The sequence below is a fragment of the Shinella zoogloeoides genome, assembly GCF_030733845.1.
GTDB classification, from domain to species: domain Bacteria; phylum Pseudomonadota; class Alphaproteobacteria; order Rhizobiales; family Rhizobiaceae; genus Shinella; species Shinella zoogloeoides_C.
The window spans coordinates 26271-50758 of the sequence record NZ_CP132311.1; the positions used below are offsets into that span (position 1 = coordinate 26271).

Below are 24488 nucleotides of genomic sequence, written 5' to 3' on the forward strand. Positions count from 1 at the left end.
GTGCTGAAAGGGTCTATAGGCATGCGAACCGAACGGGCGATGGACGACAAGCGGGACGCAAGCCGGAATCCGATGGAAAAGAAGCTTCTGGCGCCGGCCGATTCCGGCCTTCTCGACGTGCCGGCGCTACGCGCCCGGTGCGAATTCATCGCCAGCACCAATGCCGACTACCGCGACCGCATGCGCCGCGAGCTGCTCGCCGAATTCAAGAAGGTCAACGCCGCCGGCCGCGCCCGCGCGCGCGAACTGCTGTTTGAGGACGGCAGCGGCCTGCAATGCGCCGCGCGCATTTCCTGGCTGCAGGATCAGTTGATCGCCGTCCTGCACGATTTTGCCCTCAACCATGTTTTCAGCGCCGGCCAGGCGCCGCCCGCCGCGCGCATCACGGTCACCGCCGTCGGCGGCTACGGCCGCGGCACGCTGGCGCCGGGCTCGGACATCGACCTGCTCTTCCTGCTGCCGCAAAAGCCCGCGGCCTGGAGCGAGCCGGCCATCGAGTTCATGCTCTACATCCTGTGGGATCTCGGCTTCAAGGTCGGCCATGCCACGCGCAACCTGGAGGAATGCATCCAGCTCTCCAAGGGTGACATGACGATCCGCACCGCGATCCTCGAAGCCCGCTACATCTGCGGTTCGGTGGCGCTGTTCGAGGAGATGGCGGTGCGCTTCGACCGCGAGATCGTGCGCGGCACCGGGCCGGAATTCATCGCTGCCAAGCTCGCCGAGCGCGACGAGCGCCACCGCAAGGCTGGCGACACGCGCTATCTCGTCGAGCCGAACGTCAAGGAAGGCAAGGGCGGGCTTCGCGACCTGCACACGCTGTTCTGGATCGCCAAGTATTTCTACCACATCAAGGACCCGGCCGAGCTGGTGAAGCTCGGCGTGCTGTCGCGGCAGGAATACAAGCTCTTCCGCAAGGCGGACGATTTCCTCTGGGCCGTGCGCTGCCACATGCATTTCCTGACCGGCAAGGCGGAGGAACGGCTGTCCTTCGATATCCAGCGCGAGATCGCCGAATGCCTCGGCTACCAGCCGCATCCCGGCCTTTCCGCCGTCGAACGCTTCATGAAGCACTATTTCCTCGTCGCGAAGGACGTGGGGGACCTCACGCGCATCTTCTGCGCGACGCTGGAGGACCAGCAGGCCAAGGAGGCGCCCGGCCTTTCCGCCGTGATCAGCCGCTTTACCCGCCGCACGCGCAAGATCGCCGGCACGCTGGATTTCCTTGAGGACCGCGGCCGCATCACGATCGCCGACCCCGACGTCTTCAAGCGCGATCCGGTCAACCTCATCCGCCTCTTCCACATCGCCGATATCAATGGGCTGGAATTCCATCCGGATGCGCTGAAGCAGGTCACGCGCTCGTTGAAGTTGGTCAATGCGGCGCTTCGCGAGAACGAGGAGGCGAACCGTCTCTTTCTCTCCATCCTCACCTCGCCGCGCGACCCGGCGCTCATCCTGCGCCGCATGAACGAATCGGGCGTGCTCGGCCGCTTCATCCCGGATTTCGGCAAGATCGTCGCGATGATGCAGTTCAACATGTATCATCACTATACCGTGGACGAGCACCTGATCCGCTCGGTCGGCGTGCTCGCCAGCATCGACCAGGGCCGCGAGAAGGATGCCCATCCGCTCAGCTACCAAGTAATGCCGAGCATCGAGGACCGCATCCCGCTCTATGTCGCGGTGCTCCTGCATGACATCGCCAAGGGCCGGCCGGAGGACCATTCTGAGGCGGGTGCCAGGGTCGCGCGCAAACTCTGCCCGCGCTTCGGCCTCACGCCGAAGCAGACGGAACTGGTGGTCTGGCTGATCGAGGAACATCTCACCATGTCCATGGTCGCGCAGACCCGCGACCTCAACGACCGCAAGACCATCGTCGACTTCGCCGAGAAGGTGCAGTCGATGGAGCGGCTGAAGATGCTGCTGGTGCTGACCGTCTGCGATATCCGCGCCGTCGGTCCGGGCGTATGGAACGGCTGGAAAGGCCAGCTCCTGCGCACGCTCTACTACGAAACGGAACTGTTGATTTCCGGCGGCTTCTCCGAACTGTCGCGCAAGGAGCGCGCCCAGGCCGCGCGCGAAATCCTGTCCGAGGCGCTGCCGGCCGACTGGAGCCAGAAGGACCGCAAGACCTATACGCGCCTGCACTACGATCCCTATCTCCTGACGGTGTCGCTGGAGGATCAGGTGCGCCACGCCGCCTTCATCCGCGAGACGGACAAGGCCAGGCAGACGCTCGCCACCATGGTGCGCACGCATTCCTTCCACGCCATCACCGAGATCACGGTCCTCTCGCCCGACCATCCGCGCCTCCTGACGGTGATCGCCGGGGCCTGCGCGGCGGCGGGGGCCAACATCGTCGACGCGCAGATCTTCACGACGTCGGACGGGCGCGCGCTTGACACGATCCTCGTCAACCGCGAGTTCCCCAACGACGCGGACGAGACGCGCCGAGCCGGCACGATCGGCCGGATGATCGAGGACGTGCTGTCCGGCCGCAAGCGCCTGCCCGAGGTGATCGCGACGCGCACCAAGAGCCGCCGCCGCGCCCGCACCTTCACCGTTTCGCCGGCCGTCACCATTTCGAACACGCTGTCGAACAAGTTCACGGTTATCGAGATCGAGTGCCTCGACCGCCCCGGCCTGTTGTCGGAAGTCACGGCCGTCCTGTCCGACCTCTCGCTCGACATCGCCTCGGCGCATATCACCACCTTCGGCGAGAAGGTCATCGACACCTTCTACGTTACCGACCTCGTCGGGCAGAAGGTCACCAACGACAACCGGCAGGCCAATATCGTCGCGCGGCTGAAGGCCGTCATGGCCGACGAGGCGGATGAACTGCGCGACCGCATGCCGCCCGGCATGATTGCGCCGGCCGCTGCCACGCCGAAAAGGATCAGGGCAGAACAATGAGTCTCGTCAGGAAATTCGCGACCGTCGGCGGCACGACGCTGGGCAGCCGCGTGCTCGGTTTTGCGCGCGAAACGCTGATGGCGGCCGCGCTCGGCACGGGGCCGATGGCGGACGCGTTCTACGCCGCCTTCCGCTTCCCGAACCTCTTCCGCCGCCTTTTCGCCGAAGGCGCCTTCAATGCCGCCTTCGTGCCGCTCTTCGCCAAGGAGATCGAGGCGGGCGGCATCGACGGCGCCAAGCGCTTCTCCGAAGAAGTGTTCGGCGTCCTCTTCACTGTGCTCCTGATGCTGACCATCGCGATGGAGCTGCTGATGCCGCTCATCGTCGCCTGGGTCATCGCGCCGGGCTTCGTGGACGATCCGGAAAAGTTCGACGTGACGGTAAAGCTCGCCGTCGTCATGTTCCCCTATCTCATGTGCATGTCGCTGACGGCCATGCTGTCTGGCATGCTGAACTCGCTGCACCACTATTTCGCCGCCGCCGTTGCTCCGGTCTTTCTGAACGTCGTGCTGATCGGCGCACTCGGCTACGCGCTCTGGCAGGGCGCCTCGCCGCTGGAGACGGCCTGGTATCTCTCCTGGGGCGTGCTCGCCGCTGGCCTTCTCCAGATGGCCGTGCTCTATGCCGGCGTGCGCCATGCCGGCATGAAGATCGGCTTCCGCCGTCCGCGCATGACGCCGAACGTCAAGCGGCTGCTCTGGCTCGCCTTCCCCGCGGCAATTACCGGCGGCATCACCCAGATCAACCAGCTCATCGGCCAGATGATCGCGTCCACCAAGGACGGCGCGATTTCCGCCCTGCAATATGCCGACCGCGTCTACCAGTTGCCACTCGGCGTCGTCGGCATCGCCGTCGGCGTGGTGCTGCTGCCGGAGCTGGCGCGGGCGCTGAAGGGCGGCCACGAGCGCGAGGCGGGCAATCTGCAGAACCGCTCGATGGAATTCGTGCTCTTCCTGACGCTGCCCGCCGCCGCTGCCCTCTGGGTGATCTCCGACGAGATCGTGCGCGTGCTCTATGAGCGCGGCGCCTTCAGCCCCGAGACGACGGCCGTCGTTGCCGGCACGCTCGCCATCTACGGCCTCGGCCTGCCGGGCTTCGTGCTGATCAAGGCGCTCAATCCCGGTTTCTTCGCGCGCGAGGACACCAGGACGCCGATGCGCATCACCCTGTTCTCCGTCGTTATCAACTGCGTGCTCGCGGTCTCGCTCTTCCCGCTGTTCTACGAGCGCGGCATCGCCACCGCCGAGGCCGTTTCCGGCTGGGTGACGGCGCTGCTGCTCTTCGTCACCCTGGTACGCCGAGGGCATTGGCCGCTGGAAAAGGCACTGCTCTGGCGTGTCGCACGGCTCCTGGCCGCGGCCGTCGTCATGGCGGTCGCGCTCGAATATGCCTCCGGCTATTTCGCCGATCGCCTCTCCTCGGCCGCGCCGCTCTATGAGCAGATCCTGGCGCTCGGCCTCCTCGTCGTCTTCGCCATGCTCGTCTATTTCTCCGTCGCCTTCCTCATCGGCGGGGCGGACCTCGGCATGATCCGCCGCAACATGAAGCGCAAGCCGAAGTCCGCGCCCGCCGAAGACCCGAGCGAATAGGCGCGCCGCGCATCAGCGTGCGGCGAGCCTTGCCCGCTTGGTGAGCCGCGCCAGCCCGCCGCAATAGTGCCAGCGCCGCTTCGGCCCGACATCGACATGGACGATGCCGTTGCAATAGGTGCCGATGCCGCCGATCGCCGGCGCGGATCGGGCCGCGGCGACGATCCGCTTTACGGAAATGCCGGGAACGCGGATATCGGCGGCAAGGCATTTGCGATGATAGGAGCCGCGACGGCCGTTCGAACGATGGCCGGAGGTGACGAGCGGCCGGCGTCCGACCTGGCGCGCTATATGCTGGAGCACCGCCCTCAGCTTGCCGGGAAAACATCGGTGTCGCACGCGGGACGTCTGGATGGTGTAGATTTTAGCCACGCTCCCCTTGTCATGCCTGGAGATGTGTTTGTGGCTGCGGCCTGCCATGGTCTCGGTCGCGAAAAGCGATGTCAGCGCGACGACGCAGGCAAGCAGAATCGAACCGTTCTTTTGCACGGTGCACTCCCCGTTTTGCGCCCCTTCGTCACAAAACGGCCGACCGGGATCGGCCTTCCCTCAAATTCCCCGCGGGCAAGGAACGACCGGATAATGTCTTTTATAAGGATTTTCTTATGGATGCCGCGGCCGGCCGCGGCCCCTTGATCGCCGCCCCTGCGCCGTGCATAAGCGCGGCGTATTTTTCTTACGCAGTTCAGGGCGGAAAACCGCTTCGTCTTTCGGCCGAATTGCGCGTGCAACAGGGACCAGGCCCTCCACCCGCCTGAAGGAAACACCGTCATGAGCGCATTCAAGCCTCTCGTCTTCTCCGGCGTCCAGCCGACCGGCAATCTCCACCTCGGCAATTATCTCGGCGCAATCCGCAAGTTCGTCGCGCTGCAGGAAGACAACGACTGCATCTACTGCGTCGTCGACCTGCATGCGCTCACCGCGCAGCTTGTGCACGAGGACATGCGCAGCCAGATCCGCTCGATCGCCGCCGCCTTCATCGCCTCCGGCATCGACCCGAAGAAGCACATCGTCTTCAACCAGTCGGCCGTGCCGCAGCATTCGGAACTGGCCTGGATCTTCAACTGCGTGGCGCGCATCGGCTGGATGGAGCGCATGACCCAGTTCAAGGACAAGACCGGCGGCAAGAATGCCGAGCAGGTCTCGCTCGGCCTGCTTGCCTATCCGAGCCTGATGGCGGCCGACATCCTCGTCTACCGCGCGACCCACGTTCCGGTCGGAGACGACCAGAAGCAGCATCTCGAGCTGACCCGCGACATCGCGCAGAAGTTCAACATCGATTTCGGCAACCACATCCGCAAGGCCGGCACGGGCGTCGACGTCGTCGTCGGCGAGGAGCCGGTGCATGCCTATTTCCCGATGGTCGAGCCGCTGATCGGCGGGCCGGCGCCGCGCGTCATGAGCCTGCGCGACGGCACGAAGAAGATGTCGAAGTCGGATGCCTCCGATCTATCGCGCATCAATCTGCTCGACGACGCCGACACGATCTCCAAGAAGATCCGCAAGGCCAAGACCGACCCGGACGCCTTGCCGAGCGAGGCCGAGGGCCTGAAGGGCCGCCCGGAAGCGGAGAACCTCGTCGGCATCTATGCCGCGCTCTCCGACAGGAGCAAGGCGGACGTGCTGTCCGAGTTCGGCGGCCAGCAGTTCTCGGCCTTCAAGCCGGCTCTCGTGGACCTTGCCGTCAACGTGCTTTCGCCGATCACCGACGAGATGCGCCGCCTGATGGACGATACGAGCCACATCGACGCGATCCTTCGGGACGGCGGCGAAAGGGCGCGGGCGCGGGCCGAAAAAACCATGAAGGAAGTTCGCGACATCATCGGTTTTGTGCAGTAAGGTCGGCTCGAAACGTCCTTGAGATAAGGGGGCCGTATGGTTTCTCGACGACTTTCCCGCCTTGAAGGCCACCGCCGAAAATTTCTGGCGGTCATCGACGACACGCCGGAATGCCAGCGCGCCGTCCATTATGCGGGAATGCGCGCGAAGAACTCCAACGGCGCCGTCGTGCTGCTCTATGTGATCGCCAACGGTGACTTCCAGCAATGGCTGGGGGTCGAGGAGATCATGCGGGCGGAGGCGCGCGAGGAAGCGGAAGCCGTGCTCGCCAAGGCGGCGCAGGCCCTGCGCGAATCGATCGGCATCGAGCCGGAACCGGTGATCCGCGAGGGCATCGCGAGCGAACAGATCAACAGCCTGATCGAGGAGGACCGCGACATCGCGATCCTCGTTCTGGCGGCGGGCTCCGCCAAGGAAGGGCCGGGGCCTCTGGTCTCCTCCCTCGCCAGCCGCGGGCAGGCCTTCCCGATTCCGGTCACGGTGATCCCGGATTCGCTGAGCGACGAGGAACTGGACGCGCTGAGCTGATCTGAAGGCTTGAAGAACGGGCGGCGAACGCCTATCTTCTTTTGAATTATTCTAAATGTTTGGGCCGACCGAAGCGCCTGGCCGCACGGAGAGAAAGATGTTCATCCAGACCGAAGCGACGCCGAACCCGGCGACCCTCAAGTTCCTGCCGGGCAAGGTGGTGCTGGAGACGGGCACCGCCGAGTTCCGCGACGAGACGGAAGCGCGCGCAGCCTCGCCGCTCGCCGCCCGCCTGTTCGCCGTTCCCGGCGTCAGCGGCGTGTTCCTCGGCTACGATTTCATCACCGTCACCAAGGACGGCGCCGACTGGCAGCACATGAAGCCGGCCATCCTCGGCAACATCATGGAGCATTTCATGTCCGGCCAGCCGGTCCTGGCCAGCGGCGCCTTCGCCGGCGGCGAGGACGAGGACGGCGAGTTCTTCGACGAGGGCGACGAAACCATCGTCGCCACCATCAAGGAACTGCTCGACACGCGCGTGCGCCCGGCCGTGGCGCAGGACGGCGGCGACATCACCTTCAAGGGGTTCCGCGACGGCGTGGTCTACCTCAACATGAAGGGCGCCTGCTCGGGCTGCCCCTCCTCCACGGCGACGCTGAAGCACGGCGTGCAGAACCTTCTTCGCCATTTCGTACCGGAAGTGCAGGAAGTTGAAGCCGTCGCCTGATACCCGCCGCATGAAAGGCCGGTGCCCGGAATGATCGTCCTTGCGATCGATACCGCGGGCACGGGTTGTTACGCGGCGCTCTATGACACCGATCAGGATACCGTGCTCGGCGCTGCCGGCGCCGATATCGGCCGCGGCCATGCCGAGCGGCTGATGGAATTCGTCGACGCGGCGCTCGATGCCGCCGGCATGACCTTGCACGACATCGGCCGCATCGCGGTCACGATCGGCCCCGGTTCCTTCACCGGCATCCGTGTCGGCGTCGCCGCCGCGCGGGGCCTGGCTCTGGCGCTCGGTGTTCCCGCCGTCGGCGTCTCGACCCTTTCGGCGCTTGCCGCAGACCGGCAGACCGGCACGTCCCTCCTCGTTGCGATGGATGCCAAGCGCGACGAGGTCTACTGGCAGTCCTTTGCGGCCGACGGCGCGGAAGCCTCGCCGCCCGCGATCGCCACCGTTGCCGCGGCGCGCGAACTGGCGGCACGCCATGACGGTATTGTTGCCGGTTCGGCAGCCCACATGCTGCGCGAAGAATTGCCGCAGGAGGCTGACGGGGTCTCCATCTCGACCGTCGCGCGCCTCGGCGCCCGCCTCGATCCGGCAAGCCATCTGCCGAAGCCGCTTTATCTGCGCGGCCCCGATGCCAAGCCGCAGGCGGGTTTCGCGATCCGGAGGGCATGACATGTCCCTGACCGATTATTTCGTCCGCAAGCCGGCCTTCGAGATATTCCCGCTCGAAGCCGACGATGCCGGTATCGCGGCGGCGCTCCATCGCATGCGCTTTCCCCAGCCGTGGAACGACGGGGAATTCCATTCGTTGCTGTCGCAGGATACGGTCTTCGGGTTCCTGGCGCTGAAGGAAGGTGTGCTCGGCCGCACGGCCGGCGGCTTCGTGCTGGCCCGCGCGGCGGCCGGCGAAGCCGAGATCCTGACGATCGGCGTCGACCAGCGCTTCGGGCGCGCCGGCCTCGGCTGGCGCCTGATGCAGGCAGCCCTGCGCGAGGCGCGGATGCGCGGGGCCGAGGATGTCTTTCTGGAAGTCGACGAGGACAATGCCGCGGCCTGCGGGCTCTATGTCAAGCTTGGCTTCGCCAAGGTCGGCGAGCGCAAGGCCTATTATGCGGCGGCGGATGGCAGGCGGTCCACAGCGCTTGTCATGCGCCGCGATCTTCGCTAGTCCCCTGTCGGGGGGCAGAACGAACGAGGGAAGGCCGCATGACGGAAGTGGAGAAATCGCTGGAAGAGCTTTGTGTCGAGCGCGGCATGCGCATGACCGATCAGCGCCGCGTCATCGCGCGCGTGCTGGAGTCGTCCGCCGATCATCCTGACGTGGAAGAGCTTTACCGCCGCTCGTCTGCCGTCGATTCGCGCATTTCCATCTCCACCGTCTACCGCACGGTAAAGCTCTTCGAGGATGCCGGCATCATCGAGCGGCATGACTTCCGGGACGGCCGCTCGCGCTACGAGACCGTGCCGGACGAGCACCACGATCACCTGATCGACCTGAAGACCGGCACCGTCATCGAATTCCATTCGCCGGAGATCGAGGCCCTTCAGGAGCGCATCGCGCGCGAGCACGGCTTCCGCCTCGTCGACCACCGCCTGGAACTCTACGGCATTCCGCTCAAGGAGGGCGAGTGAGGCGAACCGCCGCCCACCTCCTGACTTTCTGCCGGTGACCCTTTGATCACCTGGCTTCGTATCGCCCTCGGCCTGACCGTTCTCGTCGCGGTGACGCTCGTCCTCCTGCCGGTCCAGCTCGTCGGCCTCCGTTTCAACCTGAAGATCCGCCGACGCGTGCCCCGCCTCTGGCACCGCGTCGCCTGCCGCGTGCTGGGCCTGAAGGTGCGCGTGCATGGCACGCTGGAACCGAAGCGGCCCTTGCTGATCGCCGCCAACCATGCGTCCTGGAAGGACATCATGGTGCTCGGTTCGGTCGCCGACGTCGTCTATATCGCCAAGGCCGAGGTGCGTGGCTGGCCGGTCTTCGGCATCCTCGCCCGTCTTCAGGCGACGATCTTCGTCGAGCGCGAGCAGCGCCAGAAGACCGGCGACCAGGTGGACGAGATTGCCCGGCGCATGGCGGATGGCGAGATCGTCGTGCTTTTCCCGGAAGGCACGACCTCGGACGGCAACCGCCTGCTGGAGATAAAGACCTCCCTGTTCGGTGCCGCCGCCTCCGCCGTTCCGCACGCGCCTGACGGCGTCGTGCATATCCAGCCGGTCTCGATCGCCTATACCGGCGTGCACGGCATGGCGATGGGACGCTACCACCGGCCGCTCGCCGCCTGGCCGGGCGATATCGAGCTCCTGCCGCATCTGCTGGGCGTGGCAAGGGAAGGGGCGGTCGACGTGGATGTCGATTTCGGCGAACGGGTGGACTACACGCGGGCGAGCAATCGCAAGCAGGTGAGCCGCGAGGTCGAGGCGCGCATCCGCACCATGCTGGGCGCGCGCCTGCGCGGCCGTCGCTCGGGCATGTGACGGGGCTTCATTTTCCGGGGCTTTTCCACTATGGAAACGGCCATGAGCGAACAATCAGTCATCACGCCCGCAGCAGACGCCAAGCCGAACACCCGCAAGGTCTTCGTCAAGACCTATGGCTGTCAGATGAACGTCTATGACAGCGACCGCATGACGGACGCCCTGTCGAAGGACGGCTACCAGGCGACGGATGTGCTGGAAGAGGCCGATCTCGTTCTTCTCAATACCTGTCATATCCGCGAGAAGGCGGCGGAGAAGGTCTATTCCGAACTCGGGCGTCTGCGCGAGATGAAGAAGGCCCGCGCCAAGGACGGCCGCGAGATGGTGATCGGCGTCACCGGCTGCGTCGCGCAGGCCGAAGGCAAGGAAATCCTGCGCCGCGCCCCTGCGGTCGATCTCGTCGTCGGCCCGCAGACCTATCACCGCCTGCCGGAGGCCCTTCGCCGTGCCAAGGGTGGCGAGCGTGTCGTCGAGACCGATTACGCCATCGAGGACAAGTTCGAACACCTGCCGGCGCCGGAAAAGGCCAGGACCCGCGCGCGGGGCGTCACCGCCTTCCTCACCGTGCAGGAAGGCTGCGACAAGTTCTGTACCTTCTGCGTGGTGCCCTATACGCGCGGTTCCGAAGTGTCCCGCCCGGTCGCTCAGATCGTCGCCGAGGCAGAACGCCTCGTGGACGGTGGGGTGCGCGAGATCACGCTGCTCGGCCAGAACGTCAATGCCTGGCATGGCCTTGGCCCTGATGGCGGCGAATGGGGTCTCGGCGACCTGCTCTACAGGCTCGCCGAGATCGAGGGCCTCGCGCGCCTGCGCTATACGACCAGCCATCCGCGCGACATGGACGACCGGCTGATCGAGGCGCATCGCGACCTGCCCAAGCTGATGCCCTACCTGCATTTGCCGGTGCAGGCCGGCTCCGACCGCATCCTGAAATCCATGAACCGCCGGCACACGGCCGCCGAATACATCGCCCTCATCGAGCGCATCCGCGCCGTCCAGCCGGAGCTTGCCATCTCGGGCGATTTCATCGTCGGCTTCCCCGGCGAGACTGACGAGGACTTCGAGGAGACGATGCGCCTCATCGAGGCGGTCGGTTATGCACAGGCATTTTCGTTCAAGTATTCCATCCGCCCCGGCACGCCCGGCGCGGAGATGGACGGTCATGTCGATGAGGCCGTGAAGTCCGAACGCCTTGAAAGATTGCAGGCTTTGCTCTTCCGCCAGCAGCGAGAATTCGCCGCCGGCTGCATCGGCAAGGAGATCGACTTGCTTCTGGAGAAGCCCGGACGCATGCCCGGCCAGCTCGTCGGCCGCTCGCCCTGGCTGCAGCCTGTGAATGTTGATGCAAAAGGTTCTGGAATCGGTGACATTATCCGGGTACGAATCACCGATGCCGGGCCCAACAGCCTTTTCGCCGAAGCGATCGGGTGACGGGCGGACCCAAGGAGCTTGACCGCTTGAACGGACACGAAGTGATGACGCCATCGCCGCGCCAGTCGAAAAACGAGACCGACGCAAATCAATTCGTGCTCACTTTCGAGAACAATCGATATGCAAGCGAGCTCTTCGGTCAGTTCGACCAGAACCTGAAGCTGATCGAACAGCGCCTCAACATCGATGCCCGCGCCCGCGGCAACTCCGTCTCGATCTCCGGCGATGTGGTGGCGACCGGCCAGGCGCGCCGCGCGCTCGATTATCTCTACGATCGCCTCCAGAAGGGCGGATCGGTCGAGCTTTCCGATGTCGACGGAGCGATCCGCATGGCGATCGCCGCAGACGACCAGCTTTCGCTGCCGACGATGGAGCGTAAGGCCAAGCTCACCATGTCGCAGATTTCCACCCGCAAGAAGACCATCGCCGCCCGCACGCCGACACAGGATACCTATATCCGCGCGCTGGAGCGCTCCGAACTCGTCTTCGGCGTCGGCCCGGCCGGCACCGGCAAAACCTACCTCGCCGTCGCCTACGCCGCCCAGCTTCTGGAGCGCGGCGCGGTCGATCGCATCATCCTGTCGCGCCCCGCCGTCGAAGCCGGCGAGCGTCTCGGCTTCCTGCCGGGCGACATGAAGGAAAAGGTCGATCCCTATCTGCGCCCGCTCTACGATGCGCTCTACGACATGATGCCGGGCGACAAGGTCGAGCGCGCCATCACGGCCGGCGTCATCGAGATCGCGCCGCTCGCCTTCATGCGTGGCCGCACGCTCGCCAATGCTGCGGTCATCCTCGACGAGGCGCAGAACACGACCTCGATGCAGATGAAGATGTTCCTGACGCGCCTTGGCGAAAACGGCCGAATGATTGTCACCGGCGACCCGAGCCAGGTGGATCTGCCGCGCGGCGTCAAGTCCGGCCTCGTCGAAGCCTTGCAGATCCTTAAGGGCGTGGAAGGCGTTTCGGTCGTCCGTTTCAAGGACGTGGACGTCGTGCGTCACCCGATGGTCGCCCGCATCGTCCGGGCCTACGAGGCGCAGACCGCCGTGCAGGACGAAAGCGAGCAGGTGGACCGGTAACGGTCCCGGCATTTCATGAGCGAACTCGACATCCAGATCTCCATCGAAGAGGGCGCATGGCCCTCCGAAGAGCGCCTGCTCGAGATGAGCGGACATGTGCTCGGCACGGCCGCGAATTTCCTTCGGGAAAAAGAAAAGCAGCCCTTTCCGAAAACCGGCGCGCCGGAAGTTTCCCTCGTCTTCACCAGCGACGGGCAGATCCGCGGCATTAACGCCGAGTGGCGCAGCCAGGACAAGCCGACCAACGTGCTGTCCTTCCCGGCCTTCCCGCTGACGCCCGGAAAAATGCCCGGCCCGATGCTCGGCGACATCATCTTCGCGCAGGAAACCCTGACCCGCGAGGCCGACGATCTCGGCAAGTCTTTTGACGATCACCTGACGCATCTGATGGTGCATGGATTTCTGCATCTCTTCGGCTATGATCACATGGACGACGAAGAAGCGGAAAAAATGGAAGGGCTGGAGACTCGCATTCTTGCCGAGCTTGGCCTATCTGACCCTTACGGGGATGGCCCCGAATAACAGTTTGGACCAATGAGCGACTTCAAGAACCAGTCGGTAGCGACGGAAAAGAGCGAGGCTGACGCCTCAAGTCAGGACGAGGCGGGCAGTAGTAGCAGCGCGCCGAAGCAGGAAAGCAGTGGCCGGTCATCCTTTTGGTCACGCGCGACACGGCTTTGGCGCATGACGGGCGCATCCACGCTGCGCAAGGACCTCGCCGATGCCCTGATGACGGAGGATACCGGCGGCGAGCCGGCCTTCCTGCCCGAAGAGCGGGCGATGCTGCACAACATTCTCCGCTTCCGCGAGGTGCGCGTCGAGGACGTCATGGTGCCGCGTGCCGATATCGAGGCCGTCGACCTGGACATCACGATCGCCGAACTGATGGTGATCTTCGAGGATTCCGGCCGCTCGCGCATGCCGGTCTACAATGAAAGCCTCGACGATCCGCGCGGCATGGTCCACATCCGCGACCTTCTCGCCTACGTCACCAAGCAGGCCCGCAACAAGCGCCGCACCGGCGCGAAGGCCGCGCCTGCCAACGGCGAAAAGCCGACCCGTACGCCGAAGGCCGAATTCGACCTCGGCCGCGTCGATCTTTCGAAGACCGTCGCCGAGGCGGGCATTATCCGCCAGGTCCTCTTCGTGCCGCCCTCCATGCTCGCTGCCGACCTGATGGCGCGCATGCAGGCAGACCGCACGCAGATGGCGCTCGTCATCGACGAATATGGCGGCACGGACGGCCTTGCCTCGCTGGAGGACATCGTCGAGATGGTCGTCGGCGATATCGAGGACGAGCACGACGACGACGAGGTCATGATCCAGCGCGTCAACGACGACGTCTTCATCGCCGATGCGCGCGTCGAGCTGGAAGAACTTGCAGAGGCGATCGGCCCGGATTTCGATATACGCGAGCAGCTCGAGGATGCCGATACGCTCGGTGGCCTGATCTTCGCCTCGCTCGGCCGCATCCCTGTGCGCGGCGAGGTGGTGCAGGCGGTGCCCGGCTTCGAATTCCACGTGCTCGATGCCGACCCGCGCCGCGTCAAGCGCGTGCGCGTCACTCGCAAGCGCGTCGGCTCCGTCCGCCGCCGGGATCGCCGGCCCGAAGGCGAGGGGACCGGCCTTGCCGATCGCCCGAAGCTGCCCGAACAGCAGAACGATGGGGCGGGCGCCGAATAGGCGGCCATCCCTCCACCCTTCCGTGATAGGGGACAAACCGCCGGTTTTTTGAAAGACTGGCGCGGCTGATTCGGGGACAATCAAAACTAGGGGACGGCATGGAGCGGCTTGCGGGCACGGTCATGCTCCTGTCTGGAACGAGACGGGCGCTGGTGGCATTTCTTGCGGGCCTGATCGGGGTGCTGGCGCTGCCGCCCTTCGGTTTCTTCGCGGCGCTATTCGTTTCCTTCACTCTCCTCGTCTGGCTCCTCGACGGGGCCAGCGCCGCCCCGGAGGCGGGTTTCCTGCGGCGCCTCGCGCCGGCCTTCCGCATCGGCTGGTTCTTCGGTTTCGGCTATTTCGTCGGCGGACTCTGGTGGCTCGGCAATGCGCTTCTCGTCGAGGCCGACGCTTTCGCCTGGGCGCTGCCGCTCGCCGTGTTCGGCCTGCCCGCCTTCCTTGCCCTCTTTTATGGCTTGGCCACGGCGCTCGCCAAGCTGCTCTGGTCGGATGGCGTGGGCCGGATCGCCGCCCTCGCTCTCGCCTTCGGGGCCGGTGAGTGGCTGCGCGGCACGCTCTTCACCGGCTTTCCCTGGAACGCCGTCGGCTACGGCGCCATGCCGGTGCCGCTTCTCATGCAATCCTCCGGCATCGTCGGCATCGCCGGCATGAACGCGCTCGCGGTCTTCGTCTTCGCCGCGCCGGCATTGCTTGGAACACGGCGAGGTCGCGGTCCGGGCCTGACGCTGGCGGCGGTTCTCTTCGCCGCGCATGTCGGTTACGGCTACTACGCGCTCAACATCGCGCCGACGCCTGATAACGACACGACCGTCGTCCGCCTCGTCCAGCCGGTGATCGACCAGGCGATGAAGCTCGATGATTCCGCGCGCGCCGAGATTTTCGAAAGACACCTTTCGCTGAGCGTGGCGGCACCCGAGGCGGGCGGCAAGCGGCCGGACATCGTGGTCTGGCCGGAAACCTCCATCCCCTTCATCCTGACCGACAATCCGGATGCGCTCGTGCGCATCGCCGACGTGCTGGAGGACGACCAGGTGCTGATCGCCGGCGCGGTGCGCACGGAAAGCGCCGGTTCCGGCAAGGCGCCGCGCTACTACAATTCGATCTACGCGATCGACGGCAAGGGTCAGATCATCGCCGCCGCCGATAAGGTGCATCTCGTGCCGTTCGGCGAATACATGCCCTTCGCCGACCTGTTCGAAAGCCTCGGCGTCGATCCGGTCGCGATGCCGGGCGGGTTTTCGGCGGCGCGCGAGCATCAGCCTCTGAATGCCGCCGGAAAGGGCTTCTATCCACTGGTCTGCTACGAGGCGATCTTCCCGTCGGAGATCAACGCCGCGGCTGAGGGGGCGGCTGCCCTCCTCAATGTCACCAACGACGCCTGGTTCGGCAAAACACCCGGCCCCTACCAGCATTTCCTCCAGGCGCGCCTGCGCGCCGTCGAGCGCGGCACGCCACTGATTCGCGCGGCCAACAACGGTATTTCCGCCATCGTCGATGCGCGGGGCAGGGTGGTTTCGGGCCTGGCTTACGATATTGCGGGCTTCGTGGATGCAACTCTTCCGGGAAGGCGTGCGCCCGAGGAGTGGGTGAAGTGGCAGGAATGGGCCTTTCCGATCATTCTCGGCGTGCTCCTTGCGGTCGCGGGCATTTCGCGCATTGGTTTTAGAAACAGGGTGAATTGACCCAAAACCCCTAAAATAGCATAGTGCACGCCGCCGGCCGTTCTCCTGTATTGTGAAGACCTTCAGAGTTTGCGCATACAACGTGACGTTAAGTTTTTATTAAGGGTGCCGGTGGGTGGGGCCATTCCGCGTTAGGACGAAAGTGATGATGGAAAACAAGAAGAAGCCGAATCCGATCGATATACATGTCGGCAGCCGGATCCGGCTTCGCAGGACCATGCTCGGCATGAGCCAGGAAAAGCTGGGCGAAAGCCTCGGCATTACCTTCCAGCAGATCCAGAAATACGAGAAGGGCACGAACCGCGTCGGCGCCAGCCGCCTGCAGAACATTTCGAGCATTCTCAACGTACCCGTCTCCTTCTTCTTCGAGGATGCGCCGGGTGAACAGGCGGACGCCCAGGCCGGTCTTGCCGAGGCATCGAGCTCCAATTACGTCGTCGATTTCCTTTCCTCCTCCGAAGGCCTGCAGCTCAACCGCGCCTTCGTGAAGATCGGCGATCCCAAGGTACGCCGCAAGCTCGTCGACCTGGTGAAGGCGCTGGCCGCCGAAGCCGAGACCGAGTGATCGGTCTTCCCCGGTACGGACATAAAGCGGCCCTTCGGGGCCGTTTTTTATGGAATTTGTAACTTCAGTGCGACAGTCGTGGTAAATTGCCGGCACACAAGAGACATAAAGATATTCTTATGTCCTTGTGTGCTTGTCATCGTATTGCGAGTTGAATAACAACGGCGTGTCCATTTTCTTTGAGGGGAATTCCCGCATGCGCAATAGCTACCTCTTCACCAGCGAATCCGTTGCCGAAGGCCATCCGGACAAGGTTTGCGACCGTGTTTCCGACGAAATCGTCGATCTTGTCTACCGCGAAGCCGTAAAGTCGAAGGTCGACCCGTGGTCGGTCCGCATCGCTTGCGAGACGCTGGCGACGACGAACCGAGTCGTGATTGCCGGTGAAGTGCGCCTGCCGCCGACCCTGTTGAAAAAGGACAAGGACGGCAACGACGTCATCAACCCTTCCAAGTTCAAGGCTGCCGCCCGCAAGGCGATCCGCGACATCGGTTACGAGCAGGACGGCTTCCACTGGAAGACGGCGAAGATCGATGTGCTGCTGCACTCCCAGTCCGCCGATATCGCCCAGGGCGTCGACAATGCCGCCGACAAGCAGGGCGACGAAGGCGCCGGCGACCAGGGCATCATGTTCGGTTATGCGTGCCGCGAGACGTCCGAGCTCATGCCGGCCCCGCTCTATTATTCGCACCGCATCCTTCAGCTTCTCGCCGATGCCCGCAAGAAGGGCGAGGGCGAGGCTGCCAAGCTCGGTCCCGATGCCAAGAGCCAGGTGACCGTGCGCTATGTCGACGGCAAGCCCGCCGACGTCGCCTCGATCGTGCTCTCCACGCAGCATCTGGATGCGAGCTGGGACTCCAAGAAGGTGCGCCAGGTCGTCGAGCCCTATATCCGCGAGGCGCTGGGTGATCTCAAGATCGCCGACGATTGCTCGTGGTACATCAATCCGACCGGAAAATTCGTCATCGGCGGTCCGGACGGCGACGCCGGCCTTACCGGCCGCAAGATCATCGTCGACACCTATGGCGGCGCGGCCCCGCACGGCGGTGGCGCCTTCTCCGGCAAGGACACGACCAAGGTGGACCGCTCTGCCGCCTATGCCGCCCGCTACCTCGCCAAGAACGTCGTCGCGGCCGGCCTTGCCGATCGCTGCACGATCCAGCTTTCCTACGCCATCGGCGTCGCCCAGCCGCTGTCGGTCTATGTCGACCTGCACGGCACGGGCAAGGTGAGCGAAGACCAGGTCGAGGCCGCGCTGCGCAAGGTCATGGACCTGTCGCCGTCGGGCATCCGCCGCCATCTCGACCTCAACAAGCCGATCTATGCCAAGACGGCCGCCTATGGCCACTTCGGCCGCAAGTCCGGCCGCGACGGTTCCTTCTCCTGGGAGCGCCTCGACCTCGTCAAGGCTCTCAAGGACGCATTGAAGAACTGAGGCTGACATGACCGATGCAGAGCGCCGCAGCCGCGCGAGCGAAGCCTTCTTCGGCCGCCGCAAGGGCAAACCGTTGCGGGAGCGGCAGGCGCAGCATCTTGAAACGGTGCTGCCGGCGCTGAAGGTCGATCTGTCGACCCCGGCTCCGGCGGACATCGCCTCCCTCTATGGCTTCCCGCCCGCCCGCATCCGGCTCGAAATCGGCTTTGGCGGCGGGGAGCACCTCATCCATCGCGCGACGGAAACGCCGGACACCGGCTTCATCGGCGTCGAGCCCTTCGTCAATTCCATGGCGAAGCTCATCGGCAGCGTCGAGGAGAAGGGCGCGAAGAATATCCGGCTTTACGATGACGATGCGACGGAGCTGCTGGACTGGCTTCCGGCGGCTTCGATCGATCAGATCGACCTGCTCTATCCGGATCCGTGGCCGAAGAAGAAGCACTGGAAGAGGCGGTTCGTCTCCAGGGTCAACCTGGACCGTTTTGCCCGGGTGCTGAAGCCGGGCGGGCTCTTCTGCTTCGCGTCCGATATCGACACCTATGTCAACTGGACGCTTATGCACTGCGGGGCTCATCCCGCTTTCGTGTGGACCGCGGAAAACGCGGTCGATTGGCTGACGCCGTTTGCCGGCTGGCCGGGCACGCGCTACGAGGCAAAGGCCAAGCGCGAGGGCCGCAAGTCGGCCTATCTCACCTTCCGCCGGCTCTGACGGAAAGCGGCATCTTGGGCATCAGTGCAGGCTGACCGTGCGCAGTTCGTCTTCGGCGGCTTTATAGAAGGTGCTGGAACGATTGTCGGTCAGGAGGATCGGCGTGCCGTCGGCACCGAACAGGGCCCACAGATCAAGGCTCGGGTCGATCTCGGGGGCTTCCGGGAAGACGCGCGAGACTTCGTCTGCCTTCATCTTGCGGATATAGCCGACTTCGCCTGCGCCCAGATGCGCAAGGTCTGCCTTCGAAACGGTGGTGGTTGCGGTTTTCAGTCCCATCTTTGCCTCCATGGCAATGCCGGCAGGGCCGGCCACCGGACGCCCATGGCCACCATGGCCCATCGGTACGTCAGGCGATCAGGTTACGCTCGAGACGGTCCGGCAGGTGTTCCCGCAGGAACGGCTCATGACCTAGTCTGATACGGAAATATTAATTTTCTTTACCATTCGCTGCGGCTCGGGCCGCACGAGATCGACCGCGAGAAGGCCGTTCTTGAGTTCGGCGCCCTGGACGCGCATGCCGTCGGCAAGCACGAAGGTGCGCTGGAACTGGCGGGCAGCGATGCCCCGGTAAAGATAGTCCCGCTCGCCGCTATCGACCTGGCGGCCGCGAATGACGAGCTGGTTCTCCTCCGTCGTCACGTCCAACTCCTCGTCGGAAAAGCCGGCGACGGCGAGCGTGATGCGCAGGCGCTCGGGCGCGCCGTTCGGCCTCAGCCGCTCGATGTTGTACGGAGGATAGCCATCGTTGCCCTTGGCGATACGCTCGAGGGTCTTTTCCATGGCGTCGAAACCGAGCAGCAGCGGGCTCGTGAAAGGGGTCATGCGTGTCATCGTCTAGTCCTTGGCTTTCAAGCGACTTTGGCGGGACCCGACCTCGGCATCCCGATGGCTGCAATATGGTGATTGCCGATCCAAGGCGCAAGACGCTTGCGAAAGGCGATCCGGCAAATATAGTCGCCGCTTCGCCCGCGAAGCGGGATTGAGGACGAAGAGATTCAGAGGAACACGAACGGCATGTCTGAGCCACGGAAAATCATCATCGACACGGATCCCGGCCAGGACGATGCCGCCGCGATCATGCTGGCGCTCGGCAGCCCCGAACTCGACATTCTCGGTATCACGACGGTCGCCGGCAACGTGCCGCTTTCGCGCACCTCCACCAATGCCCGCATCATCCTGGAGTTCTGCTCCCGGCCGGATGTGAAGGTGTTTGCCGGCGCCGACAGGCCCATCGCCCGCCCGCTGGTGACCGCCGAGCATGTGCATGGCAAGACGGGCCTCGACGGGCCGGAACTGCACGAGCCAGAAATGCCGCTGCAGGCGCAGCACGCTGTCGATTTCATCATCGAGACGCTGAAGCGCGAGCCTTCCGGTACGGTGACGCTCTGCACGCTCGGACCGCTGACGAACATCGCGCTTGCGCTTGAGAAGGCGCCCGAGATCGCCGGCCGCGTGCGCGAACTGGTCATGATGGGCGGCGGCTTCTTCGAGGGCGGCAACATCACACCGGCCGCCGAGTTCAACATCTATGTAGATCCCGAGGCGGCCGCCGCCGTCTTCCGGTCGGGCATCCCGATCGTCATGATGCCGCTCGACGTCACCCATAAGGTGCTGACGCTGAAGAGCCGTGTTGCGAAGCTGCGCGCGATCGGCAGCCGCCCGGCCATCGCCCTTGTCGAGATGCTGGAATTCTTCGAGCGCTTCGACCTGGAAAAATACGGTTCCGATGGCGGCCCGCTGCACGATCCGACGGTCATTGCCTATCTCCTGAAACCGGAGCTTTTCTCCGGCCGCGACTGCAACGTCGAGGTCGAGACCGCCTCGCCGCTCACCGTCGGCATGACGGTCGTCGACTGGTGGCAGGTCACCGGCCGCAAGCACAATGCGCGCGTCATGAAGGATATCGATGCGGACGGTTTCTTCGCGCTGCTTGCCGAACGCGTCGGCCGCCTGTGATGCGCGGGCACCGCAACGCCGCACCGGGTGCAGAGGGCCGTTTCCACAAGGAGATGGTGGGCCTCTACGACCGCTTTGCCGAACTCGGCTTCCGCCCCGTTTTGCTGCGGCGCTTCGTGCTTCTCAACGGCGGCGTCGCCGCGGCCCGCGAGCTCGTCTTCAAGCAGGGAACGACCGGCCTTGAACGGCTGCTCGATGCCGGCAAGGCGGAGCTCTCCATGGAAGCGCTGATGTTGCGCCCCGAATATCAGGGCCTCTTTTCGGAACTGGAGCTGAAGGAAGCGTCGCAACGGCTGGCGAGCGCCACCCGGTCGCGCTCCCGCGGGCGGCTGCAGGCGCAGCCGACGGAGCCGAAATAACTCTGAGAAAACAGAAAGGCCGGCAGTGACGCCGGCCTTTCTGCTTGTCTCGCGCGATGCTCAGAACTCTTCCCAGTCGTCCTGCGCGAGCGCCGTATTGCCGGCGACCTGCGGCATGGCGCGGGCCGTCGTGCGCGGCGCCTGATAGGCGGCGCGTTGCGGCTGGGCCTGCTGGCGGGCCGTGTGCTGCACCGGCTGGGCGGCCATTGCGGCCGCGCCGGCGCGGAAGCGGGCGACGAGCGACTTCAGCGTCTGGGCCTCGTCGTTCAGCGCCATCGAGGCGGCGGTGGTTTCCTCCACCATCGCGGCGTTCTGCTGCGTCACCTGGTCCATCTGGTTGACGGCCGAGTTGATCTCCTTGAGGCCGACGGCCTGTTCGGAGGCCGAGCCGGAAATCTGGCGGATCAGGCCGTTGATCTGGATGACCTGGTCGGCGATGTTTTCCAGCGCGCTGCCGGCCTTGCCGACGAGATCCACGCCTTCGCGCACCTGCACCTCGGACGTGTTGATCAGCGCCTTGATTTCCTTGGCGGCCTTGGCCGAGCGCTGGGCAAGCTCTCGCACTTCCTGGGCGACGACTGCGAAACCCTTGCCGGCTTCGCCGGCGCGGGCGGCTTCGACACCGGCGTTAAGAGCGAGCAGGTTGGTCTGGAAGGCGATTTCGTCGATGACGCCGATGATGTTGGAGATTTCGCCCGAAGAATGCTCGATGCCGCGCATCGCGTCGATTGCCTTCTGCACCACTTCGCCGGACTTGCTGGCGTCGTTGCTGGCGGTTTCCACCGACTTGGCGGCGACGCGGGCGTTCTCGGCGCTCGAATTGACCTGCGAGGTGAGCTGGTCGAGCGCGGCTGCGGTTTCTTCCAGGCTTGCGGCCTGCTGCTCGGTACGGTGCGACAGGTCGGCCGCGCCCCTGGAGATCTCGCCGGTGCCGCCGCCGATATTGCCGACCGAGGCGTTGACCGTCTGGATCGTCTCTTCGAGGCTGGCGATCGCCGAGTTGAAGTCGGTCTTGAGCTTGCCGTATTCGCCTGGGAAATCGCCGGAGAGACGGAAGGTCAGGTTGCCCGAGGAAAGCTGCGCAAGGCCGTCGCCGAGCCGGGCGACGATATCGCGCTGGAGCGCGCTCGATTCGGCCCGTTCGGCTTCGGAGCGGCCGCGCTCGGCTTCCGTCATCTGGCGCTGGCTGTCGGCTTCGGCTTCTAGGCGCTTGGTATCGGCGAGCCGGTGACGGAAGCCTTCCAGGGCTTTCGCGACCGAACCGGTCTCGTCAGAGCGGTCCTGGCCGGCGATCGGCTGGGTGTAGACGCCGTTGCCGAGCGTGGCGACATCGTTGACGAGACCGGCAAGCGGCTTCTGCACGAAGAAGCGGACGGCAAAGTAGAGGCCTGCCAGCACGGTGGCGAGCACGATCAGGCCGCCTGCGATCATCATATAGGTCTGGTCCTGGACGGGCGCATTGATCGCCGCGCGCGGCACGTCGACGAGGACGGCCCAGGTCGTGTTGATATCCGGCAGCGCGAACGGGTAGACGACGCGGTCGAAGGCGGCGAACTCATCGAAGGACAGGTTCTTGATATGGCCGACCTTGCCGGTGGCAAGCGCTTCCTTCACCACTTCGACGCCCGTCGAATCGTATTCCTTCATAAGCAGGTCGACGTTCGGCCCGACGATCCACTTGCCGGTCTGCGAGAGCAGCATGACACGGCCTTCGCCGAACGGCCGAAGCTGGCTCAGCTTGTCATAGAGCGTCTTCAGGGAGACGTCGGCGCCGGTGACGCCGATCATCTTGCCGTTCACGTTGACCGGATAGGCGATGGAGGCCATCGTCAGGTTCTCGCCGGTGGAAGTTTCCTGATAGGGCGAGCTCATGGCACCCTTGCCGCTCTTGGCGGCCAGCGCATACCACTCGGCCTTGTAGTCGGATTCGAAGGTCGACAGCGTGATCGTGCCGTCCTTGCGCTTCGTCCAGTAGGGGTTGAACGAGCCGTCCTTGAACGTGCCGGTTTCCAGTTGCTCGGCCATGCCGCGCGACTGGCCGTCGAAGGCGTTGGGCTCTTCCGCAAACCAGCTACCCAGCGCGAAGCTGTTCTTTTCCGTGTTCGCCTTCAGGATACTGACGACGGCCTTGCGGTCCATGAAGCCGGCCGCATGGCCCTGCTCGATGACGCCGCCCATGGCGCGCGCCGCGCCGGCCAGCGCGCCGATATCGGCGGCGATGTCGGCGGCGATCGCCTTGGCCTCGGTGTCGGCCTGCGTATAGACGAGATCGGACACGCGGCTCTGCGTCTGGTCGATCAGAACGGTATTGGAGGCGAGCATCACCAGGGCGATCGTGCCGCCGGTAACCGCGATGAGCTTCGTCGCGAGCGACTTGGCCTGGAACTTGAACATGAAATCCTCACGATGAGAGACGCCCGCGGCGGATGGCCGCGAAGGGGCACATTCGTTTGCGGGGGTCTCCATCATGGAGGTCGGGGCGCGCGACCAGCGCCAGAGACGGACCGCGCCTGTTCAAGGTGCGGTGTCTGAGGACTTCAGTAACCGATAAAACATTAATAAATAGCCAAGTTTCGTTGCCGCTTCTTGGCGCAACCGGCTGATTTTCAGGCGTCGCGAACCATGCGACGCCCGATGCACCTTCCAGCCCGAGCCGTTCAGACTTCCGCGTCGACGGCGGCGGCAAACGGGATGGAGGGCTGCGCGCCCGGCTTGAGGCAGGCGAGCGAGCCGGCGACGGCCGCGCGGCGCAGGGCGTCCTTGAAGCCGAGGCCGGCATCAAGCGAGGCGGCGAGATAGCCGCAGAACGTGTCGCCCGCGCCGACCGTATCGACCGGCTCGATGACGAGGCCGGCGGCGCGGAAGATCTCGTTCTTGCGGATGGCGATCACGCCGTCGGCGCCGAGCGTCACGATGATCGTCTGGCCGCTTGCGGCGTGGAGCGCGCGCATGGTGGTTTCGCGCGCCTCGTCGGAAAGCTCGCCCTTGCCGACGAAGAGGTCGAACTCCGTCTCGTTGGCGACGAGCACGTCCGCCATGGCGCCGAGCCGCCGGGCGTCGGCGCTGAAGGGGGCGATGTTGACAATCGAGGTGACGCCCTTCTGCTTGGCCGCGACAAGCGCCGCCTCGATGGCGGCGTTGGGGATCTCGAACTGCAGCATCAGGTAGTCGCCGCGCGACATGCCGCCGACCGTGCGCCTGGCATCTTCCTCCGCGACGGTGCCGTTGGCGCCCGGCACCACGACGATGACGTTCTCGCCCTCGTCGTCGACGAGGATATGCGCCGTGCCCGTCGCCTCGGCGGCGGAGCGCACGCCGTTGAGGTCTACCGCGGCATCGGCGAGCAGCGCCAGCGCCTGGCTTCCCAGCCGGTCGTCGCCGACGGCGCCGGCCATGCGCACGATGGAGCCGGCGCGGCGGGCGGCAAGCGCCTGGTTGGCGCCCTTGCCGCCGGCGGCGGTGGTGAAGCTGCTGCCCATCACCGTCTCGCCCGGCTTCGGCAGGCGTTCCGGCGTTGCGATGAGGTCCATGTTGATGGAACCGAAGACGGTGATCATGAGAGCTGC

24 protein-coding genes are annotated in these 24488 nt (G+C 64.9%); 19 read left to right on the plus strand and 5 right to left on the minus strand.

Annotated features, from left to right (window positions below; all coding sequences use genetic code 11):
* The first annotated feature begins 72 nt into the window (after positions 1-72).
* Positions 73-2916: a [protein-PII] uridylyltransferase gene (locus Q9316_RS01015; protein ID WP_306033410.1), complete on the plus strand. Its 2844-nt coding sequence runs from the start codon at positions 73-75 to the stop codon at positions 2914-2916.
* Positions 2913-4505: a murein biosynthesis integral membrane protein MurJ gene (gene murJ / locus Q9316_RS01020; RefSeq protein ID WP_306033411.1), complete on the plus strand. Its 1593-nt coding sequence runs from the start codon at positions 2913-2915 to the stop codon at positions 4503-4505. The genes Q9316_RS01015 and murJ overlap by 4 nt, the downstream gene beginning before the upstream one ends.
* A gap of 12 nt (positions 4506-4517) precedes the next feature.
* On the opposite strand, the gene Q9316_RS01025 is transcribed toward murJ, so the two are convergent.
* Positions 4518-4976, minus strand: a complete 459-nt coding sequence (locus Q9316_RS01025) for a YcbK family protein (RefSeq protein ID WP_371878020.1) — start codon at positions 4974-4976, stop codon at positions 4518-4520.
* Between the two features lie 300 nt (positions 4977-5276).
* On the opposite strand from Q9316_RS01025, the gene trpS reads away from it, so the two are divergent.
* The 15 genes from trpS to trmB all read left to right on the plus strand — a co-directional run bounded on the left by trpS (position 5277) and on the right by trmB (position 18604).
* Positions 5277-6344: a tryptophan--tRNA ligase gene (gene trpS, locus Q9316_RS01030; protein ID WP_306033413.1), complete on the plus strand. Its 1068-nt coding sequence runs from the start codon at positions 5277-5279 to the stop codon at positions 6342-6344.
* A 36-nt stretch (positions 6345-6380) separates the two neighbouring features.
* A complete protein-coding gene (locus tag Q9316_RS01035; RefSeq protein WP_306033414.1) occupies positions 6381-6872 on the plus strand; it encodes a universal stress protein in 492 nt (163 codons plus the stop codon).
* A 97-nt stretch (positions 6873-6969) separates the two neighbouring features.
* A complete protein-coding gene (locus tag Q9316_RS01040) occupies positions 6970-7539 on the plus strand; it encodes a NifU family protein (protein ID WP_306033415.1) in 570 nt (189 codons plus the stop codon).
* Between the two features lie 30 nt (positions 7540-7569).
* The gene (gene tsaB / locus Q9316_RS01045; RefSeq protein WP_306033416.1) at positions 7570-8217 is read left to right on the plus strand and encodes a tRNA (adenosine(37)-N6)-threonylcarbamoyltransferase complex dimerization subunit type 1 TsaB; all 648 of its coding nucleotides are present in this window, start codon (positions 7570-7572) and stop codon (positions 8215-8217) included.
* Between the two features lies 1 nt (position 8218).
* Positions 8219-8713 (plus strand): GNAT family N-acetyltransferase, encoded by a 495-nt coding sequence (locus Q9316_RS01050; RefSeq protein WP_306033417.1) that lies wholly within the window; start codon positions 8219-8221, stop codon positions 8711-8713.
* 38 nt (positions 8714-8751) lie between these two features.
* Complete coding sequence (locus Q9316_RS01055) at positions 8752-9177, plus strand: Fur family transcriptional regulator (protein ID WP_306033418.1); 426 nt, start codon at positions 8752-8754, stop codon at positions 9175-9177.
* 42 nt (positions 9178-9219) lie between these two features.
* A complete protein-coding gene (locus tag Q9316_RS01060) occupies positions 9220-10020 on the plus strand; it encodes a lysophospholipid acyltransferase family protein (RefSeq protein ID WP_306033419.1) in 801 nt (266 codons plus the stop codon).
* A 42-nt stretch (positions 10021-10062) separates the two neighbouring features.
* The gene (miaB, locus tag Q9316_RS01065) at positions 10063-11451 is read left to right on the plus strand and encodes a tRNA (N6-isopentenyl adenosine(37)-C2)-methylthiotransferase MiaB (RefSeq protein WP_306033420.1); all 1389 of its coding nucleotides are present in this window, start codon (positions 10063-10065) and stop codon (positions 11449-11451) included.
* A gap of 26 nt (positions 11452-11477) precedes the next feature.
* Positions 11478-12530, plus strand: coding sequence for a PhoH family protein (locus Q9316_RS01070; protein ID WP_306033421.1), 1053 nt, complete (start codon positions 11478-11480; stop codon positions 12528-12530).
* Positions 12531-12545: 15 nt separating this feature from the next.
* The gene (gene ybeY, locus Q9316_RS01075) at positions 12546-13052 is read left to right on the plus strand and encodes an rRNA maturation RNase YbeY (protein WP_306033422.1); all 507 of its coding nucleotides are present in this window, start codon (positions 12546-12548) and stop codon (positions 13050-13052) included.
* A gap of 12 nt (positions 13053-13064) precedes the next feature.
* The gene (locus tag Q9316_RS01080) at positions 13065-14213 is read left to right on the plus strand and encodes a hemolysin family protein (protein WP_306033423.1); all 1149 of its coding nucleotides are present in this window, start codon (positions 13065-13067) and stop codon (positions 14211-14213) included.
* 98 nt (positions 14214-14311) lie between these two features.
* Positions 14312-15895, plus strand: a complete 1584-nt coding sequence (gene lnt, locus Q9316_RS01085; RefSeq protein WP_306033424.1) for an apolipoprotein N-acyltransferase — start codon at positions 14312-14314, stop codon at positions 15893-15895.
* 145 nt (positions 15896-16040) lie between these two features.
* Positions 16041-16460: a helix-turn-helix domain-containing protein gene (locus tag Q9316_RS01090; protein WP_306033425.1), complete on the plus strand. Its 420-nt coding sequence runs from the start codon at positions 16041-16043 to the stop codon at positions 16458-16460.
* A 196-nt stretch (positions 16461-16656) separates the two neighbouring features.
* Positions 16657-17895, plus strand: coding sequence for a methionine adenosyltransferase (gene metK / locus Q9316_RS01095; protein ID WP_306033426.1), 1239 nt, complete (start codon positions 16657-16659; stop codon positions 17893-17895).
* 7 nt (positions 17896-17902) lie between these two features.
* Positions 17903-18604: a tRNA (guanosine(46)-N7)-methyltransferase TrmB gene (gene trmB, locus Q9316_RS01100; RefSeq protein WP_306033427.1), complete on the plus strand. Its 702-nt coding sequence runs from the start codon at positions 17903-17905 to the stop codon at positions 18602-18604.
* Positions 18605-18625: 21 nt separating this feature from the next.
* Here the strand turns inward: trmB and Q9316_RS01105 are convergent, their stop codons facing one another.
* Both Q9316_RS01105 and Q9316_RS01110 read right to left on the minus strand, forming a co-directional pair.
* A complete protein-coding gene (locus tag Q9316_RS01105; protein WP_306033428.1) occupies positions 18626-18883 on the minus strand; it encodes a DUF1150 family protein in 258 nt (85 codons plus the stop codon).
* Positions 18884-19015: 132 nt separating this feature from the next.
* Positions 19016-19438: an Hsp20 family protein gene (locus tag Q9316_RS01110; protein ID WP_306033429.1), complete on the minus strand. Its 423-nt coding sequence runs from the start codon at positions 19436-19438 to the stop codon at positions 19016-19018.
* Between the two features lie 183 nt (positions 19439-19621).
* On the opposite strand from Q9316_RS01110, the gene Q9316_RS01115 reads away from it, so the two are divergent.
* Both Q9316_RS01115 and Q9316_RS01120 read left to right on the plus strand, forming a co-directional pair.
* A complete protein-coding gene (locus tag Q9316_RS01115; RefSeq protein ID WP_306033430.1) occupies positions 19622-20563 on the plus strand; it encodes a nucleoside hydrolase in 942 nt (313 codons plus the stop codon).
* On the plus strand, positions 20563-20922 hold the full coding sequence (locus tag Q9316_RS01120) for a hypothetical protein (protein WP_306033431.1): 360 nt from the start codon (positions 20563-20565) through the stop codon (positions 20920-20922). Before Q9316_RS01115 ends, Q9316_RS01120 begins: the two co-directional genes overlap by 1 nt.
* 60 nt (positions 20923-20982) lie before the next feature.
* On the opposite strand, the gene Q9316_RS01125 is transcribed toward Q9316_RS01120, so the two are convergent.
* Both Q9316_RS01125 and Q9316_RS01130 read right to left on the minus strand, forming a co-directional pair.
* The gene (locus tag Q9316_RS01125) at positions 20983-23316 is read right to left on the minus strand and encodes a methyl-accepting chemotaxis protein (protein ID WP_306033432.1); all 2334 of its coding nucleotides are present in this window, start codon (positions 23314-23316) and stop codon (positions 20983-20985) included.
* A gap of 263 nt (positions 23317-23579) precedes the next feature.
* Positions 23580-24479 carry a ribokinase gene (locus Q9316_RS01130; protein ID WP_306033433.1) on the minus strand — a complete coding sequence of 300 codons (900 nt, stop codon included), beginning with the start codon at positions 24477-24479 and terminating at the stop codon, positions 23580-23582.
* Between the last annotated feature and the right edge of the window lie 9 nt (positions 24480-24488).

Excerpts from the sequence above, each read along its gene's own strand:
- Q9316_RS01015 (WP_306033410.1), top strand. The coding sequence starts at position 73 with ATGGAAAAGAAGCTTCTGGCGCCGGCCGATTCCGGCCTTCTCGACGTG.
- murJ (WP_306033411.1), top strand. The coding sequence starts at position 2,913 with ATGAGTCTCGTCAGGAAATTCGCGACCGTCGGCGGCACGACGCTGGGC.
- trpS (WP_306033413.1), top strand. The coding sequence starts at position 5,277 with ATGAGCGCATTCAAGCCTCTCGTCTTCTCCGGCGTCCAGCCGACCGGC.
- Q9316_RS01035 (WP_306033414.1), top strand. The coding sequence starts at position 6,381 with ATGGTTTCTCGACGACTTTCCCGCCTTGAAGGCCACCGCCGAAAATTT.
- Q9316_RS01040 (WP_306033415.1), top strand. The coding sequence starts at position 6,970 with ATGTTCATCCAGACCGAAGCGACGCCGAACCCGGCGACCCTCAAGTTC.
- tsaB (WP_306033416.1), top strand. The coding sequence starts at position 7,570 with ATGATCGTCCTTGCGATCGATACCGCGGGCACGGGTTGTTACGCGGCG.
- Q9316_RS01050 (WP_306033417.1), top strand. The coding sequence starts at position 8,219 with ATGTCCCTGACCGATTATTTCGTCCGCAAGCCGGCCTTCGAGATATTC.
- Q9316_RS01055 (WP_306033418.1), top strand. The coding sequence starts at position 8,752 with ATGACGGAAGTGGAGAAATCGCTGGAAGAGCTTTGTGTCGAGCGCGGC.
- miaB (WP_306033420.1), top strand. The coding sequence starts at position 10,063 with ATGAGCGAACAATCAGTCATCACGCCCGCAGCAGACGCCAAGCCGAAC.
- ybeY (WP_306033422.1), top strand. The coding sequence starts at position 12,546 with ATGAGCGAACTCGACATCCAGATCTCCATCGAAGAGGGCGCATGGCCC.
- Q9316_RS01080 (WP_306033423.1), top strand. The coding sequence starts at position 13,065 with ATGAGCGACTTCAAGAACCAGTCGGTAGCGACGGAAAAGAGCGAGGCT.
- lnt (WP_306033424.1), top strand. The coding sequence starts at position 14,312 with ATGGAGCGGCTTGCGGGCACGGTCATGCTCCTGTCTGGAACGAGACGG.
- Q9316_RS01090 (WP_306033425.1), top strand. The coding sequence starts at position 16,041 with ATGATGGAAAACAAGAAGAAGCCGAATCCGATCGATATACATGTCGGC.
- metK (WP_306033426.1), top strand. The coding sequence starts at position 16,657 with ATGCGCAATAGCTACCTCTTCACCAGCGAATCCGTTGCCGAAGGCCAT.
- trmB (WP_306033427.1), top strand. The coding sequence starts at position 17,903 with ATGACCGATGCAGAGCGCCGCAGCCGCGCGAGCGAAGCCTTCTTCGGC.
- Q9316_RS01105 (WP_306033428.1), bottom strand. The coding sequence starts at position 18,883 with ATGGGACTGAAAACCGCAACCACCACCGTTTCGAAGGCAGACCTTGCG.
- Q9316_RS01110 (WP_306033429.1), bottom strand. The coding sequence starts at position 19,438 with ATGACACGCATGACCCCTTTCACGAGCCCGCTGCTGCTCGGTTTCGAC.
- Q9316_RS01115 (WP_306033430.1), top strand. The coding sequence starts at position 19,622 with ATGTCTGAGCCACGGAAAATCATCATCGACACGGATCCCGGCCAGGAC.
- Q9316_RS01120 (WP_306033431.1), top strand. The coding sequence starts at position 20,563 with ATGCGCGGGCACCGCAACGCCGCACCGGGTGCAGAGGGCCGTTTCCAC.
- Q9316_RS01125 (WP_306033432.1), bottom strand. The coding sequence starts at position 23,316 with ATGTTCAAGTTCCAGGCCAAGTCGCTCGCGACGAAGCTCATCGCGGTT.
- Q9316_RS01130 (WP_306033433.1), bottom strand. The coding sequence starts at position 24,479 with ATGATCACCGTCTTCGGTTCCATCAACATGGACCTCATCGCAACGCCG.